Below are 15,472 nucleotides of genomic sequence, written 5' to 3' on the forward strand. Positions count from 1 at the left end.
CGCCGGTGCCTTCCGCGAGCTACCCGCTCACCGTCCGGAGCGGTACATTCGGGAGGTGGCCGCACGAATGAGCAGCACCAGTCCGAAGGCTCTCCGAAGCCCCGCACAGATCCCGTCGCGCCCGTTGGGGCCCGTCTCGGACGGCGACGGGCTCGTCGCGACTCGCATCCCTTTGGTCGGCGGCACCCCCGCCGTGCCAGGCGGTTTCGCACCCAAGGCCTTCGTCGGCGAAGTGGTGCCGTTCAGCGTGGTCGCCTTCCGCGAAGGGCACGACCTCATCGGCGTGCAGCTCCGGCTGACCTCACCCGACGGCGAGGAGACGCTTCACCGCCTGACCCCTTTCCTGGACGGGACCGATCGCTGGGGTGCCGAGATCGCGATCGACCTTCAGGGTCGCTGGTCGTTCCGCTTCGAGGCGTTCTCCGATGACTTCGCGACCTGGGCGCATGCCGCCGAGGTGAAGGTCGCCGTTGGCGTCGATGTACCGGTGATGGCGGCGCTCGGCGCCGAGCTGCTCACGCGCGCAGCGGCCGAGAAGGACCGTCCCGCCGCTCAGCGCCGACGTCTCAGAGACATCGCCGCAGCGCTGGCCGGCGGCGATGCGGCGACGACGACCGCTGCCTCGACCGATCCCGAGCTCGCGGGATTCTTCCGGGACCGGCCGCTCACGACACTGCGTTCCGCGTCAGCTGTGCACACGCTGCTGGTCGAGCGGACTGCAGCGGGCGTCGGCGCATGGTACGAGTTCTTCCCCCGCTCAGAGGGAGCGAAGCATCTCAAAGACGGCACTGTCAAGAGCGGAACGTTCAGGACGGCCGCCAAACGCCTTCCCGCGGTCGCCGCGATGGGATTCGACGTCATCTATCTGGTGCCCGTCCATCCGATCGGGACGACGAACCGCAAGGGTCGGAACAACACACTGACGACCGAACCAGGGGACCCGGGTTCGCCGTATGCGATCGGCTCTGCCGACGGCGGACACGACGCGATCCACCCCGAGCTCGGCAAGCCCGCCGACTTCCGCGCGTTCGTGCGAGCCGCGAAGAACGAGGGTCTGGAGGTCGCTCTCGATCTCGCGCTGCAGGCCTCTCCGGACCACCCCTGGGTCGATGAGCACCCGGAGTGGTTCACGACCCTCCCCGACGGCACCATCGCATACGCAGAGAACCCTCCGAAGAAGTACCAGGACATCTACCCCCTGAACTTCGACAACGACCCTGCCGGCATCTACCAGGAGATGCTGCGCATCGTGCAGCACTGGGTGCGCGAGGGCGTCAAGATCTTCCGGGTCGACAATCCGCACACGAAGCCGCTGCAGTTCTGGGAGTGGCTCATCGCCACGGTGAATGCCCAGGACCCGGACGTGATCTTCCTCGCCGAGGCGTTCACGCGCCCTGCCGTGATGCGCGCGCTCGCTGCCGTGGGGTTTCAGCAGAGCTACAGCTACTTCACCTGGCGCAACACCAAGGCGGAGCTCGAGGAGTTCCTCACCAGCGTCGCGCACGAGACCAGCGACTACATGCGACCGAACCTCTTCGTGAACACGCATGACATCCTCACCGAGTACCTGCAGTTCGGCGGACGCGCGGCATACCGGATCCGGGCATGCATCGCGGCGACAGCTGCTCCCGTGTACGGGGTCTACGCGGGCTACGAACTCTTCGAGAATGTCGCGCGCCCCGGTTCCGAGGAGAACATCGACAACGAGAAGTACGAGTTCAAGTTCCGTGACTGGGAGGGTGCGGAGGAGGCCGGCGACTCGTTGGCGCCCCTCCTGCGCCGTCTGAACGCGATCCGTCGCGCGCACCCGGCTCTGCGACAGCTCCGCAATCTCGCCGTGCACTGGAGCGATGACGACTCCGTGCTCGTCTACAGCAAGCACCTCGATGCGGCCTTCACCGGCACCGGCGAATCCGACACGCTCCTCGTGATCGCCAACGTCGATCCGCATTCCGTTCGCGAGACCACAGTGCATCTCGACACCACGATCTGGGGTGTGCCCCTGGGCGAGCAGTTCGAGGTGGAGGACCTGCTGACCGGTGCCGTCTGGACCTGGGCCGATCACAACTACGTGCGCCTCGACGCCTTCGCCGAACCGGTGCACATACTGAAGGTGAGGAGACGATCATGAGCTACGTCGAGGATGCAGCTACGTCATCGGACTGGGCGGCGGTGGCGGCCGGTGCCCACCACGACCCGCACGCCGTGCTCGGCTCGCACCCGTTCACCGACGCGAGCGATCGCACCGTCACGGTGATCCGCGCCCGTCGTCCTCTCGCCTCCTCGGTCGCGGCGGTCTTCCGGGACGGGAGCCGACTCGAGCTCGACCACGTCGCGCACGGTATCTGGGAGGCGCAGCACGACGGAGCCCCGGTTCCGTATCGGATCGCCACCGCGTACGGCGACGACGACGAGACGATCTCCGGCGACCCCTACCGCCACCTGCCCACCCTCGGCGACGTCGACCTGCATCTGATCGCAGAAGGGCGACATGAGCGGCTCTGGCAGGTGCTGGGAGCTCATGCACAGACCGTGGGAGGCGAGACCGGCGTCGCGTTCGCCGTGTGGGCACCCAACGCGACAGCGGTTCGAGTGGCGGGCGAGCACAACGGCTGGAACGGCGAAGCACACGCGATGCGCTCGATGGGCGTGAGCGGCATCTGGGAGCTGTTCATCCCGGATCTCGCGATCGGAACGACCTACAAGTACGAGATCCGCACCCGCGGAGGGTCATGGATCTTCAAGGCCGACCCGATGGCGCAGGCGGCGCAGATCCCCCCCGAGACCGCATCGGTGATCACGCAGTCGACCTACGACTGGTCGGACGGCGCATGGATGACCCGCCGTGCCGCGACCCATGCGGTCGCGCAGCCGTTGTCGGTCTATGAGGTGCACCTCGGATCCTGGCGCGGAGGCCTGAGCTACCGCGACGCCGCAGAGCCGCTCATCGCCCATGTCAACGAGGCCGGTTTCACGCACGTCGAGTTCATGCCGCTCGCGGAGCACCCCTTCGGTGGCTCCTGGGGCTATCAGGTGAGCGGGTACTACGCGGCGACGAGTCGTTTCGGCAGCCCCGATGATCTGCGATACCTGATCGATCGACTGCACCAGGCCGGGATCGGCGTGATCATGGACTGGGTGCCCGGGCACTTCCCCAAAGACGCCTTCGCCCTCGCGAAGTTCGACGGCCAGCCTCTCTACGAGCACCCCGACCCTCGGCGCGGCGAGCACCAGGACTGGGGAACCCTCATCTTCGACTACGGTCGCCCCGAGGTGCGCGGCTTCCTGGTCGCCAACGCCCTCTTCTGGCTGAGCGAGTTCCATGTAGATGGTCTGCGGGTCGACGCAGTCGCCTCGATGCTCTATCTCGACTACTCCCGCAACGAGGGCGAGTGGGAACCGAACATCCACGGAGGCAGGGAGAACCTCGAGGCGATCCGCTTCCTGCAGGAGGTGAATGCGACCGCCTATCGCCTTCACCCCGGCGTGCTGATGATCGCGGAGGAGTCGACGAGCTTCCCCGGCGTCACCGCACCGACCGATCACGCCGGACTCGGCTTCGGGTTCAAATGGAACATGGGCTGGATGAACGACTCGCTCCAGTACATCGAACGCGACCCGATGTACCGCGCGCACCACGAAGGCGAGATGACCTTCTCCTTCGTCTACGCGTTCGGTGAGAACTATCTGCTGCCGATCAGCCACGACGAGGTCGTGCATGGCAAGGGCAGTCTTCTCGCGAAGATGCCGGGCGACCACTGGCACAAGCTCGCGAACGTCCGCGCGTACCTGGCATACATGTGGGGGCACCCCGGGAAGAAGCTCCTGTTCATGGGGCAGGAGTTCGGGCAGCTCGCGGAGTGGTCCGAATCCCGCGAACTCGACTGGTGGCTGCTGGACCAGCCATCGCATGCGCAGCTGCAGAGTTTCGTCGGCCAGCTCAACCGCACTTACCGTGCCCAGGCGCCCCTCTGGGAGCGAGACAACGACGGCTCGTCGTTCGCGCGTCTCGGCGCTCCCAGCTGGGACCCGAACGTGATCGCCTTCGAACGCCGTGACGCCCACGGTGGCCGTGTCGTCGTGATCAGCAACTTCGCCGGCGTGGAGCGCAGCGGCCACCGCCTCGCTCTGCCCATCGCAGGCGTGTGGCAGGAGATCCTCAACACGGATGCGTCAGAATACGGCGGTCGAGGATCGGGCAACCTCGGCATGGTCGTCGCGCACTCCGACGATGACGGACCTGCCGTGGCGACCCTGACGATTCCCGCGCTGTCCACCATCTGGCTGCGCCACGAGGGCGAGCCTCACGTACCCACGATCAGTCACGGCTGAGCGGCTGCGGCTGACCGGCATCGGGCCGCTCAGCCGCAGCACAGCGTCAGAAGAGCAGCGAGGAAAGCCTGTTGCGCGCGGTGATGACGCGAGGGTCCGCAGCGCCGATCAGTCCGAAGAGCTCGATCAGACGCTCTCTGACCGGCGTCCGCTCGTCTGAGGGAAGCTGAGCGAAGAGGTCGAGCAGCCGTCCGAACGCATCCTCGACGTGACCACCGGCGAGGTCGAGGTCGGCGACGTCGAACTGCGCCTGGACATCTCGTGGCTGGGCCGCAGCGGCAGCCCGCGCATCCTGCAGGTCGAGATGCTGCACACGGTCGAGCAGACGAACCTGGCCCAGGCCCGCGATCGCATCCTCATCGCGAGGATTCTCTGCGAGAGCCTTCTCATACGCCACGATCGCCGCAGCGTAGTCGCCCGCCTCGATGGCAGCGAATGCCTCGGCGTGCAGCGGCGGCATCGGCGGTTCCTCCGGAGCCTCCTGCCCCTCGGAGGCCTCGCCGACATTCAATGTGCCCGTCACACCGTTCTGAGCCGCGAGCTGGAGCAGCTGCGCGAAGACCTCTCTGACCTGCTGCTCGGGAACCGCACCCGTGAACATCGGGACTGGCTGGCCGGCGATGAGTGCGACGACCATCGGGATCGACTGCGCACGAAACCCCTGAGCGAGTTGGGGGTTCGCATCGACGTCGACCTTGGCGAGCAAGACCTTGCCGCCGAGTTCGCGCGCCACCTTCTCGATGATCGGGCTCAGCTGCTTGCACGGGCCGCACCATTCCGCCCAGAGGTCGACGACGACCGGCACCGTGCGAGAGAGCTCCAGGATCTGGCCGAACGACTCATCGGTCGCATCGACCACGATGTCAGTCCCGGTAGCGGGACTCTGCGCGCCTGCCGCCGGTGCTGCAGGGCGGTTTCGCAGAGAAGAGAGGTCGACAGCTCCGCGGAGCGCGGCGGGAGAGATATCGGTCATTTGATCACCTCGACGGAGAGAAGGTCCTGTCGGACAGCCAGGAGACGGATCTGCTCGGTCGACCCCTGGGAGGGAACCGAGAAGAACAGTTGGAATTCGTACTTGGTCGTCACACCCTTGGCGGACTCGGACACGCCCGTCAGGGCCTTCGCCTGCGCGTTGTCGCCGAAGCGGATCACGGCGTCCGCCGACGTCGGCGTCACCGACTCCGTGTCGACGAGCGAGACCGCCACGATCGCGCCGCTGTCGAGCGTGGCCATCGAGACCGGTGCGGAATCCGCCGGGACGATGTCGAACGCCGTCTGCGAGGTCTCGGCGGCACCATTGTCCGCGAGGTTCTGCACGACGGCCTGGCGGCTGTCGCGAATCGACTGGGCGAGTTTCTGAGATATCTCGTCGAACAGCCCGTAGGAGGCGCTGGTCTCTCCCGCGTCGACGATGTCGGCGAATGTGGTGGCGAGCTCACTCGGCGGGATGCTGAGGAACGCGGAGTCGTCCGGCACGAGTGAGGTACCGAGCCACGGTGCGGCCACCTCGGGGAAGACTGCGTCCGCCGACATCTCGGCCATGTTCGTCACCTTGTAGTTCGACCACGGGTCCTGCTGAGTCATGGTGAGGATCACGGGCGGCACGGTGTCGTCGCCCGCGTTCTTCGAGAGCAGCAGAACCGTGCGCGGCCAACGGTCGGTGGCTTCGGGCAGCACGACCTCGACGTCATCCGTCGGGATCGCGGCAGGCACCGGGGTTTCCGGAAGAGCGGTCCGCAGCGCGTACTCGGTCGTCCGAGCCGTCAGCGCCGGACCATCGAGCCGGGTCCCGGCGAGAGCGATGTCCATCGCCGCGTCCGCGTCCGAGAGGGTCGTCGACACCTCCTGCAGGATCCGTCTCGCCTGCGCCTCGGTCACGGCCGGCGGTTTCTGGTTCTCCGGGGCGATCACGGTCGCACTGGGCGACGGTGACGGTGTCCCTTCTCCGAACTGCGGCCAGGAGTCGGGCGAGCAACCGCTCGCGAGCAGGGCCGTCACCGCGAGCGCGGGCAGGGCGAGCAGGCGGCGTCTGCGGTCGGTGGTCGTCGCACGCCTCTCGGTCTTCCGATCGCGGTCGGAGCTGCGCTCGCCAGCCGCGTCATCCGCGCCTTCGCGGCCCACTCCCGCCGTGTCCGGGCCCTCAGCGGGCGCACCCCCAGAGGCCTCATCCGCATCGCCGGGTGCGGGCGCCGAGCTCTCGATCACCGCGCGTTCCGAGGGCGGCAGCTGAGCCACATCGATCGGCTCGGTCGCCGGGAGGGGTCCGGGGCCCTTGCGCCGCGGACCTCGCCCGCGGCGCTGGTGACGGATTGCGAGGACATAGAGCACGAGACCGACGAGGAGCAGGGCCGCGCCTGCGGCCATGAGCGGTCCCGCGAGCGGCGTCGACGTGTCGAGCGGCCGCGAGATCACGATGTCGTCGGGAGCGTCTGCGGTGCCGTCGTACGCGATGATCAGACTGACTCCTTCGGGGAGCTGCATCTTGTCGACGATGAGAGCGTCGGTCTCGGTGAACGAATCCAGCCAGAGATCGGAGCCCGCCGGATTGCGTCCCGGCTCTGCGGCCGCGCCGCCCTCGGTCGGAGTCGCGGAAGGAACCGGAGTCTCCGCGGGAGCGGGGCTCTCGGTCGGTGCCGGGGTCGGGGTGTCATCGCCGTCGGCCGCGGCTCCGGCGGCAATCAGCTCGGCCTCGAGCTCGCCACCCTTGCCGGCGGTCACGTGGTTGTACGAGGCGTCGGCCAGCCATGCCTCCATGTCGGCCGTCCGACCGTATGCCGCGAAGATCTCACCTTCACCCCGCACGAGCAGCGTCTGAGAGCCCGGGTGCTCGCGCAGGACGTCGCCGTCCAGCAGCACATAGGGGGCGGGTTCTTCCACAGCGACTGAGACCTCCTGGGTCGACGGACCCATGAAGATGGTTCGCTGCGCGATGCCCGCAGCGATCAGTCCCGCAGCCAGCACGAAGGCCACGACGGCCCATACGAAACGCACGAATAGTCTCCTCACACGGCCCGGACGCATGCCCGAGTCGCAACACTCGACGTTTCAGACTAGCGAAATCAGCTGTGTGTTGCCCACGAGGGGGGCGCCGGAGTCGCGTGCGGCACGTCGTCGCGGCCAGTCGCGGTGCGGTGGATACGCTTGCAGGGTCCCACCTTCCGAGGAGCACCGATGAAGATCCACAACCCGTTCCGTACCGCTCTCGTGGCGACGCTCGGCGTGGGGTTGGGCATCCTGCTGATCGGCAGCGTGGAGAGCCTCTCGACGGTGCTGCTCTACGTCGGAACAGCGCTCTTCCTCAGCCTCGGTCTCGACCCGCTCGTCTCGTTCCTCGAACGCAGACGGCTCCCCCGCTGGCTCGCCGTGCTCATCACCATCCTCGCGGTTCTCGGCGTGTTCGCGGGCATCATCCTGATCGTCATCCCGGTGCTCGTCGATCAGATCTCACAGCTCATCGCCGAGATCACGGCCATCGTCCAGCGAGGCACATTCCTTTCCGACCTGCGCCAGTGGATGGTCGACACCTTCCCCAATCTCAAGGTCGACGAGGTCTTCGCGTACGTCACGAACTGGCTCGAGACGAACCTCGCCCAGATCGGCGGGTCGATCGGCCAGAGCGTCCTCGCGGCCGGCGGCGCCGTGGTGAGCGGGCTGTTCGGCGCGTTCATCATCCTCATCCTCACGATCTACCTCACCGCCTCCACACCGTCGCTCAAGCGCGCGGTCTATCAGCTCGCCCCCGCGTCGAAGCGCGAGCGGTTCATCGACCTGGCCGAACAGATCACCGATTCGGTCGGCTACTACGTCATGGGGCAGGTCACCCAGGGCGTCATCAACGGCGTACTGAGCATGATCTTCCTCACGATCATCGACGCGCCGTTCCCCGCCGTGCTCGCCGTCGCGGCCTTCTTCTTCTCGCTGATTCCGCTCGTCGGCACTCTGACGGGGTCGACGATCATCGTCCTCGTGTGCCTGATCCCCGGACTCGGCTCTCCGGCGACAGCGATCGCCGCGGCCATCTACTACCTCATCTACATGCAGATCGAGGCGTACATCATCTCCCCGCGAATCATGAGCCGCGCCGTGTCGGTACCGGGCGCGGTCGTCGTCGTGGCGGCGCTGGCCGGTGGCAGTCTGCTGGGCCTGCTCGGTGCGCTGATCGCGATCCCCGTGGCGGCCAGCATCCTGATCCTCTACCGACAGGTGCTGATCCCCCGGATGAACGAGCTCTAGACGGCGGACCATTCGGTCGGCAGCGGGAGAGCCGCCGGATTCACCGCAGCGACGATCTCGGTCAGGACGCGTCGCGTCTGGCTCTCCCCCACCCAGAGGTGCTTGCCGCCCTCGACGGCGATCAGCTTCGCGTGAGGGATCGCTGCGAAGCGCTCTCGCGCTTCGGCCGGGCGAAGGTAGTCGTCGAGCTCGGGAACGAGCACCACCACTTCGACATCGACGCCCGCCCACGCCGCGACGTCGGAATCCGTCGCCCGGTGGAGCGGCGGAGAGAGCAGGATGATGCCTTCGACGTCGTGCTCCCGCCCGTACTTCAGGGCGAGCTCGGTGCCGAACGACCAGCCGAGGAGCCATGGGCGAGGAAGACCTCGCTCACGCACGAACTCCATCGCCGCTGCGACGTCGAATTGCTCTGCTGCTCCCCCGTCAAACGCGCCACCGCTGGTGCCACGGGGTGAGGTCGTGCCCCGGGTGTTGAATCGCAGCACTGCGAGATCGGCCAGCGCCGGCAGCCGCGCGGCGGCCTTGCGGATGATGTGCGAGTCCATGAAGCCGCCGGCCGTCGGAAGCGGGTGCAGCGTGACCAGGGTGGCCGCAGGTGCGGATGACTCGGGCATCGCCAACTCGCCGACAAGCGTCAGGTCATCAGCGGTCTCCAAGACGATGTCCTCGCGCAGCGCCGGCAACTCGATCGGTCCACGGATCTCCATGCTCATGCAATCCTCCAACAGTGTGTGTGCCAATGCCGTCGGGCGGCGAGATCGGCGGCATCGCCGAGAACCCCGTCTGCTCGCCAGACAACGAGGTGGGCCGTTCCCGGCGCGACGATGCGCCCGCATCCGGGGCAGATGTACTCCTTCAGAGCCTGCGTCGCCGACACGGGCTGCACGGTCCACTCCGAGCCGCGACGCACTTCCGTGCGCTTCCATGACGCGAGGAGACGATCGAGCGAGTCGTCGGTGTCAGGGCGCGCCGGACGGCGTCTGCGAGAGCGGGCCATGACGCCGGCTCACCACCAGTGGTTGTTCGTCCAGAAGGCGTGAGCGCCGGCCCAGCTGCCGTATCGGCCCGTGGCGTATCCCGTCGCCCAGCGCAGGTTGTCGACCGGATCGTAGCCGTTGCCGGGAACCTTGCTGCAGGGCAGCGCCTGAACGAGACCGCACGCACCCGAGGACTTGTTCGTCGCGTTCGGGTTCCACCCGCTCTCGCGGGAGACGATGTAATCGACGTAGCCCCAATCGGACTCCGCGATGCCCGCTGCCGCCATCCACTCGGCAGGGGCTCCCCCGCCGGTGTAGAAGAGAGGACCGCTTGGGCCGGGCTTCGACGAACCGGAGGATCCCTCGGAGGCAGTGGTCGGCGTCGGTGTCGGCGTCGGCTTGGGCGTGACGTAGACCGAGAACGTCCCTCGCTGAACGGGAGCGATCGCCGCGCCCTCTGCCGTGACAGTGAGATTCTGCGTATCGCCGAGCGCCGCCGAGTATGCCGACTCCGGGGCTACCTCTTCGGGTTGCTGAGCGAGTGCGACACCGGTCGGTGCCACCATGGCCGCAGCGAAGCCGACGACCGCGAGGCCGCTGAAGAATCCCGCGACGCCTCGTCGGCGACTGCCGGTGCGCGCCGAAAGAGTCGCCGATGCGGGCACAGGCGTGACGTCTTTTCGATGAGGTGTCATGTCGTTTCGGGAGTTCACGATGAGTGGCAGTCTACCCGGTGAGGCACGAGTCGGCCATCGGAACGCTCAGCGAACAGCCAGGATCACGTCGACGGTCGCGTCGAGCAGTGCGTCGACCTGCTCTTCTCGATACCCTCCGCGCTGCATGCGGAACGCGGCCGAGCGCAGCTGCTCGGCCGTCAGCGGCTCGCCGTCCCGCAGATAACGGGCGATCCGGGTGCCGACATGGTCTACCTCATCGATCCGGTAGCCGAAGGTGAGAATGCCCGTACGTGCGAAACGCTGCCGCTTCGGACGCGCGAGGTGGTCGAGGATGACCTGGGCTTCACCTCGGGCCTGCTCCACCCACGCCCCTGCGCCCTGCGAACGGACGACCCGGTCGCGCGCACGCGCCGCCAGTGCATCCTCCACGCGCCCGAGTGCCGCGTCGACCTCAGCCACGACGTAGCCGTTCTTGACGAGCGGAAAGGATGCCACGCGGACGTCGGCTGCGCTGAGGTCGTCGGCATCTCCCTCGAAAGCCGCCCTGGCGGCCGCGAGAAACGTGTCGACCGCGGCACGGTGATAGCCGCGCACTCGCCCCGTGGTCAACGAGAACGCGGGCGGCTCCTGCTTCGCGGCGTCCGCAGTCTGTACGTCGTCGGAGAGCATCACAGCACCACCCAGGAGGAGAAGAGGAAATACAGGCACAGTGCGGGAATCGTCGACGGCAGGATGCTGTCGAGCCGGTCGAGGAGCCCCCCGTGCCCAGGAAGCCAGGAGCTCATGTCCTTGATCCCGAGATCACGCTTGAGCATGGACTCGCCGAGATCGCCCAGCGTCGCAGACAGGAGGATCGCCACGCCGAAGATCACGCCGGTCCACCACGGCAGGTCGAGCAGGAAGAGCGCGAGAAGCACGCCGGCTGTGATCGAACCCACGACAGCTCCGCCGAAGCCCTCCCAGGTCTTCTTGGGGCTGATCTTCGGCGCCATGGGGTGCCGCCCGAACGCGAGCCCTGCGGCATACGCACCGGTGTCGGCCACGACGGCGATCGCGATGAAGCTCAGGACCCACCACTGACCCCCCTCCTGCTTGAGCAGGATCAGTGCGACGGCCGCGAGGAACGGCACGTAGATCTGGACGAATCCGCCGATGACCGCATCCGTCAGCACATCGCCGTAGGTTCTGCCGTCCTTGGCGATCATCTGGCCGACCAGTCGCCAGACGATCACGAATGCGACGGCGAAGAACAGCATGACCCAGACGAACCACAGGTCGAGGAAGAACGCCGACAGCACGAGCAGAGTCGCGGCGATGAACTGCGGGATCACATCGATCCGCCGCCCCGATGCACGCAACGCCAGCGAGAGCTCGTAGACGCCGAGCAACGCGGCAGCCAGTGCGAACGGCACGAAGAGGACCTTGATGAACAACAACGACGCGAGCAGCGCAGCGCCGAACGCGAGCCCGATCAGGGTCGCGAGGATCAGGTCGCGGCCCGTCCGCTCCTTGATGCGCTCGTTCGCCTGGTCGAGCTGACCTCGCGCATGAGTGACATGCGTTCCGAACTCGTCGCGCTTCGCCCGCCACTGCTCTCTGATCGCATTGTGTTCAGCCGTGTCCAATGCGGACTCCGTCATCGCACGTTCGTCGGCAGGGAGGGGTGGTCGTGGCGGGATGCTCGTCCCGTCGAACGCCACGAGGGCGCCGTCGACCAGCGGGATGGCGCCGGTCGAGGTCGACGAGTCGCGCGCCTCGCGGCGCGTCTGCGGCTTGTCGGCGCCGTCATCAGTGCGTTCGTCGGACATGCCGCCTATACCTCGAGGAGTTCAGCCTCTTTGCGCTTGAGTGCGTCGTCGATGAGATCGACGTGCTGGCGCGTGAGGGCGTCGAGTTCCTTTTCTGCCCGGGCGATCTCGTCTTCGCCGAGTTCGCTCTTGAGACCGTCGAGTTCGTCCTTCGCCTTGCGACGGATACCGCGCACATGCACCTTGGCGTCTTCGGCCTTGGTCTTGACCAGCTTGACGTACTCCTTGCGACGCTCAGCCGTGAGCTCCGGCATGGTCACGCGAACGAGGTTGCCGTCGTTCGTGGGGTTCGCGCCGAGGTTCGGCATGTCCCGAATCGCCTGCTCGATGCCCTTCAGAGCCGACTTGTCGTAGGGCGTGATGATGAGCGTACGCGCCTCCTGGTTCGCCAGCGAGGCGAGCTGAGCGAGCGGCGTGGGCGTGCCGTAGTAGTCGACGAGCACCTTCTGGAACAGCTGCGGGTTGGCGCGACCGGTGCGCACCGTGGAGAAGTCCTCCTTGGCGGCCTCGACCGCTCGTGCCATACGGGAAGTGGTTTCAGCGAGGACATCCGCGATCACGGTGACTCCTATCGTCGGGGTGTTCTGAAATTCTATCGGGCGTGACCCGTGAGCACCGTCAGGCGCTCAGGCAGTGACGAGAGTGCCGATCGGCTCTCCCAGAAGCGCACGCGTGACGTTGCCGGCAGGTTCCATGCCGAACACGCGCATGTCCATGTTGTTGTCCATGCAGAGACTGAATGCCGTGGAGTCGACCACCTTGAGTCCGCGCTGAAGGGCGTCGCGATACGTGACGCGCTCGATGCGCTCCGCATCGGCGTGCTTGTTCGGGTCGGCGGTGTAGATCGCGTCCACGCCGTTCTTGGCGACGAGGACTTCCTGCGCGCCGATCTCGAGCGCGCGCTGTGCGGCGACCGTATCGGTGGAGAAGTACGGCAATCCGGCACCTGCGCCGAAGATGACCACACGGCCCTTCTCCATGTGCCGCTCGGCGCGGAGCGGAATGTACGGCTCAGCGACCTGGGTCATGGAGATGGCCGACTGCACACGGGTGGGCGCACCCGCCTGCTCGAGGAAGTCCTGAAGGGCCAGGGCGTTCATGACCGTGCCGAGCATTCCCATGTAGTCGGCTCGCCCGCGATCCATCCCGCGCTGGCTGAGCTCCGCTCCGCGGAAGAAGTTGCCACCGCCGACGACGATGGCGACCTCGACCCGATCGACCGCCGCGGCGATGTCACGTGCGATCTGACTGACGATGTCGGGGTTGACGCCGAGCTGGCCGGCGCCGAACGCCTCACCGGAGAGCTTGAGAAGGACGCGACGGCGTCCTGTGCGTTCGGTCATGGGGTGATCCTCTCGTCCCGATTCAAGATAGTGCCTTCTGGGCATGAAGAAGGGGTTCGGATCGCGTTGATCCGAACCCCTTCGACGGTGTTACGCGCCGACCTTGAAGCGCGCGAAGTCCGTCACGGTGATACCGGCGTCCTTCGCCACCTGGGCGACGGACAGCTTGCTGTCCTTCGCGTAGTCCTGCTCGAGCAGGGCGACCTGCTTGATGAACGCGGAGACACGGCCCTCGACGATCTTGGGCAGCGCCGCCTCCGGCTTGCCCTCGTTGCGAGAGATCTCGGTCACGATCTGGCGCTCCTTCTCCACGGCGTCGGACGGAACGTCCTCGCGGGAGAGGTAAGACGGGTTCGCGAACGAGATGTGCTGCGCGATGCTGCGGGCAGTCTCGGCGTCATCACCCGTGTAGGCGACGACGACACCGATCTGCGGAGGCAGGTCCTTGCTCGTGCGGTGCAGGTAGACCTCGACCTTGTCGCCCGAGATCGTGCGCACGCGGCGCAGCTCGACCTTCTCGCCGATGATCGCGGCCTCTTCCGAGATGACCTGCTCGACGCTCTTGTCGCCCGCCTGGGCGGCGAGTGCGGCCTCGACCGAATCGGCCTTGACAGCTGCGACAGCGTCGGCGACCTTGTCGGCCAGCGAGATGAAGCGCTCGTTCTTCGCGACGAAGTCCGTCTCGCAGGCGAGCTCGATCAGCGTCACTGCGCCGTCCTGCTCGCGAGCGACGATGAGGCCCTCGCTGGTAGAGCGGTCAGCGCGCTTCGCGTTGCCCTTGGCACCCTTGAGACGCAGGATCTCGGTGGCCTTCTCGACGTTGCCGTCAGCCTCCTCGAGCGCCTTCTTGGTGTCGACCATTCCCGTGCCGAGCTGTTCACGGAGCGCCTTGAGATCGGCGATGGTGAAGTTGGCCATGTGTGGTGGCTCCTTGCTTCGTGATGTGTGTGGTGGTCGCGGAATTACTTGGCGTCTGCAGCCTCGGCGTCGGCGACCTCAGCGGTCTCCTCGCCCGAAGCGTCGGCGATGGCCTCGTCGTGCGCCTCGGCACCGGCCTCGTCGGCAGCGGTCTCGTCAGCGGCGGGCGTCTCGACGACGGCAGCCTCATCGGCGGGCGTCTCGACGGCGGCGGCATCAGCGGACTCCTGAACGGGGGCCTCGAGAAGCTCCTTCTCCCAGTCGGCGAGCGGCTCAGCGTCGCCCGTCTCGGGGTTGTGCTTCTGCTGGAGACCCTCAGCCGCGGCGTCCGCGATGATGCGGGTGAGCAGCGAGACCGAGCGGATCGCGTCGTCGTTGCCGGGGATCGGGTACTGGAAGTCGTCGGGGTCGGCGTTGGTGTCGAGGATGCCGATCACCGGGATGCCGAGCTTCTTCGCCTCGTCGATGGCGAGGTGCTCACGCTTGGCGTCGACGACCCAGAGGGCGGACGGCGTCTTGGTGAGGTTGCGGATACCCCCGAGCGACTTGTGCAGCTTGTCGAGCTCGCGCTTCTTGAGAAGGAGCTCCTTCTTCGTGAAGCCCGAAGCGGACGGGTTCTCGTAGTCGAGCTCCTCGAGCTCCTTCATACGGGCGAGACGCTTCGCGATCGTCTGGAAGTTCGTGAGGAGTCCACCGAGCCAGCGCTGGTTGACGTAGGGCTGGCCCACGCGGGTCGCCTGCTCGGCGAGGATCTCCTGCGCCTGCTTCTTGGTGCCGACGAAGAGGATCGTGCCGCCGTGCGCGACGGTCTCCTTGACGAAGTCGTAGGCCTTGTCGATGTACCCGAGCGACTGCTGCAGGTCGATGATGTGGATGCCGCTGCGCTCGGTGAGGATGAAGCGCTTGACCTTCGGGTTCCACCGACGCGTCTGGTGTCCGAAGTGCACGCCGCTGTCGAGCAGCTGGCGGATGGTGACCACAGCCATGGTCGTCTCCTTGTTCTGGCGCGGATATGCGCCGTTGAGGTTGTCAAGTCGATCGGATGATCGAACTTCCTGGTGCCCGGCGCACCCCCGCCTGAGTGGAAACAGGACCTGTGGGAGTGGATGCCACGACTGAAGTCGCTCTGGGCACGCGTAGTCACCCCGAGATCGAGGTGCCTCCTCAGCATACAGGATGCG

Annotated in this window: 14 protein-coding genes; 3 read left to right on the forward strand and 11 right to left on the reverse strand. The window is 66.8% G+C overall.

Going from position 1 to position 15,472, the window contains the following annotated elements; all coding sequences use genetic code 11:
* Positions 1-67: 67 nt before the first annotated feature.
* Together OB895_RS03185 and glgB are read left to right on the forward strand one after the other, a co-directional pair.
* Positions 68-2,131, forward strand: a complete 2,064-nt coding sequence (locus tag OB895_RS03185) for an alpha-1,4-glucan--maltose-1-phosphate maltosyltransferase (RefSeq protein ID WP_052492804.1) — start codon at positions 68-70, stop codon at positions 2,129-2,131.
* Positions 2,128-4,332: a 1,4-alpha-glucan branching protein GlgB gene (gene glgB, locus OB895_RS03190; RefSeq protein WP_042536756.1), complete on the forward strand. Its 2,205-nt coding sequence runs from the start codon at positions 2,128-2,130 to the stop codon at positions 4,330-4,332. Before OB895_RS03185 ends, glgB begins: the two co-directional genes overlap by 4 nt.
* 46 nt (positions 4,333-4,378) lie before the next feature.
* Here the strand turns inward: glgB and OB895_RS03195 are convergent, their stop codons facing one another.
* Together OB895_RS03195 and OB895_RS03200 are read right to left on the reverse strand one after the other, a co-directional pair.
* A complete protein-coding gene (locus OB895_RS03195; RefSeq protein WP_079112753.1) occupies positions 4,379-5,305 on the reverse strand; it encodes a tetratricopeptide repeat protein in 927 nt (308 codons plus the stop codon).
* Complete coding sequence (locus tag OB895_RS03200; protein WP_311879026.1) at positions 5,302-7,323, reverse strand: DUF8094 domain-containing protein; 2,022 nt, start codon at positions 7,321-7,323, stop codon at positions 5,302-5,304. Before OB895_RS03200 ends, OB895_RS03195 begins: the two co-directional genes overlap by 4 nt.
* A gap of 180 nt (positions 7,324-7,503) precedes the next feature.
* Here OB895_RS03200 and OB895_RS03205 point away from each other — a divergent pair, with 180 nt between their 5' ends.
* Positions 7,504-8,565: an AI-2E family transporter gene (locus OB895_RS03205; RefSeq protein ID WP_311879028.1), complete on the forward strand. Its 1,062-nt coding sequence runs from the start codon at positions 7,504-7,506 to the stop codon at positions 8,563-8,565.
* Here the strand turns inward: OB895_RS03205 and OB895_RS03210 are convergent.
* The 9 genes from OB895_RS03210 to rpsB form a co-directional block, all read right to left on the reverse strand.
* The gene (locus OB895_RS03210) at positions 8,562-9,275 is read right to left on the reverse strand and encodes an alpha/beta hydrolase (RefSeq protein WP_311879903.1); all 714 of its coding nucleotides are present in this window, start codon (positions 9,273-9,275) and stop codon (positions 8,562-8,564) included. The genes OB895_RS03205 and OB895_RS03210 overlap by 4 nt on opposite strands.
* A gap of 2 nt (positions 9,276-9,277) precedes the next feature.
* The gene (locus OB895_RS03215) at positions 9,278-9,565 is read right to left on the reverse strand and encodes an Rv1322 family protein (RefSeq protein WP_311879029.1); all 288 of its coding nucleotides are present in this window, start codon (positions 9,563-9,565) and stop codon (positions 9,278-9,280) included.
* A gap of 9 nt (positions 9,566-9,574) precedes the next feature.
* Positions 9,575-10,240: an aggregation-promoting factor C-terminal-like domain-containing protein gene (locus OB895_RS03220; RefSeq protein ID WP_079112749.1), complete on the reverse strand. Its 666-nt coding sequence runs from the start codon at positions 10,238-10,240 to the stop codon at positions 9,575-9,577.
* A gap of 66 nt (positions 10,241-10,306) precedes the next feature.
* Complete coding sequence (locus tag OB895_RS03225; protein WP_042536764.1) at positions 10,307-10,891, reverse strand: DivIVA domain-containing protein; 585 nt, start codon at positions 10,889-10,891, stop codon at positions 10,307-10,309.
* Positions 10,891-12,030 carry a phosphatidate cytidylyltransferase gene (locus tag OB895_RS03230; protein WP_194286027.1) on the reverse strand — a complete coding sequence of 380 codons (1,140 nt, stop codon included), beginning with the start codon at positions 12,028-12,030 and terminating at the stop codon, positions 10,891-10,893. Before OB895_RS03230 ends, OB895_RS03225 begins: the two co-directional genes overlap by 1 nt.
* 5 nt (positions 12,031-12,035) lie before the next feature.
* Entirely contained in the window at positions 12,036-12,590 is a 555-nt protein-coding gene (gene frr / locus OB895_RS03235; protein WP_042536765.1) for a ribosome recycling factor, read from the reverse strand.
* Between the two features lie 66 nt (positions 12,591-12,656).
* Positions 12,657-13,373, reverse strand: a complete 717-nt coding sequence (gene pyrH / locus OB895_RS03240; RefSeq protein ID WP_042536766.1) for a UMP kinase — start codon at positions 13,371-13,373, stop codon at positions 12,657-12,659.
* Positions 13,374-13,463: 90 nt separating this feature from the next.
* Positions 13,464-14,291 (reverse strand): translation elongation factor Ts, encoded by an 828-nt coding sequence (gene tsf / locus OB895_RS03245; protein WP_311879030.1) that lies wholly within the window; start codon positions 14,289-14,291, stop codon positions 13,464-13,466.
* 44 nt (positions 14,292-14,335) lie between these two features.
* On the reverse strand, positions 14,336-15,277 hold the full coding sequence (gene rpsB, locus OB895_RS03250; RefSeq protein WP_042536769.1) for a 30S ribosomal protein S2: 942 nt from the start codon (positions 15,275-15,277) through the stop codon (positions 14,336-14,338).
* Positions 15,278-15,472 lie beyond the last annotated feature (195 nt).

Source organism: Microbacterium forte, from assembly GCF_031885415.1.
GTDB lineage: Bacteria > Actinomycetota > Actinomycetes > Actinomycetales > Microbacteriaceae > Microbacterium > Microbacterium forte.

Coding starts and splice junctions, on each gene's coding strand:
- pyrH (WP_042536766.1), bottom strand. CDS start 13,373: ATGACCGAACGCACAGGACGCCGTCGCGTCCTTCTCAAGCTCTCCGGT.
- glgB (WP_042536756.1), top strand. CDS start 2,128: ATGAGCTACGTCGAGGATGCAGCTACGTCATCGGACTGGGCGGCGGTG.
- tsf (WP_311879030.1), bottom strand. CDS start 14,291: ATGGCCAACTTCACCATCGCCGATCTCAAGGCGCTCCGTGAACAGCTC.
- OB895_RS03220 (WP_079112749.1), bottom strand. CDS start 10,240: ATGACACCTCATCGAAAAGACGTCACGCCTGTGCCCGCATCGGCGACT.
- OB895_RS03205 (WP_311879028.1), top strand. CDS start 7,504: ATGAAGATCCACAACCCGTTCCGTACCGCTCTCGTGGCGACGCTCGGC.
- OB895_RS03185 (WP_052492804.1), top strand. CDS start 68: ATGAGCAGCACCAGTCCGAAGGCTCTCCGAAGCCCCGCACAGATCCCG.
- OB895_RS03230 (WP_194286027.1), bottom strand. CDS start 12,030: ATGTCCGACGAACGCACTGATGACGGCGCCGACAAGCCGCAGACGCGC.
- OB895_RS03225 (WP_042536764.1), bottom strand. CDS start 10,891: ATGCTCTCCGACGACGTACAGACTGCGGACGCCGCGAAGCAGGAGCCG.
- OB895_RS03210 (WP_311879903.1), bottom strand. CDS start 9,275: ATGGAGATCCGTGGACCGATCGAGTTGCCGGCGCTGCGCGAGGACATC.
- rpsB (WP_042536769.1), bottom strand. CDS start 15,277: ATGGCTGTGGTCACCATCCGCCAGCTGCTCGACAGCGGCGTGCACTTC.
- OB895_RS03215 (WP_311879029.1), bottom strand. CDS start 9,565: ATGGCCCGCTCTCGCAGACGCCGTCCGGCGCGCCCTGACACCGACGAC.
- OB895_RS03195 (WP_079112753.1), bottom strand. CDS start 5,305: ATGACCGATATCTCTCCCGCCGCGCTCCGCGGAGCTGTCGACCTCTCT.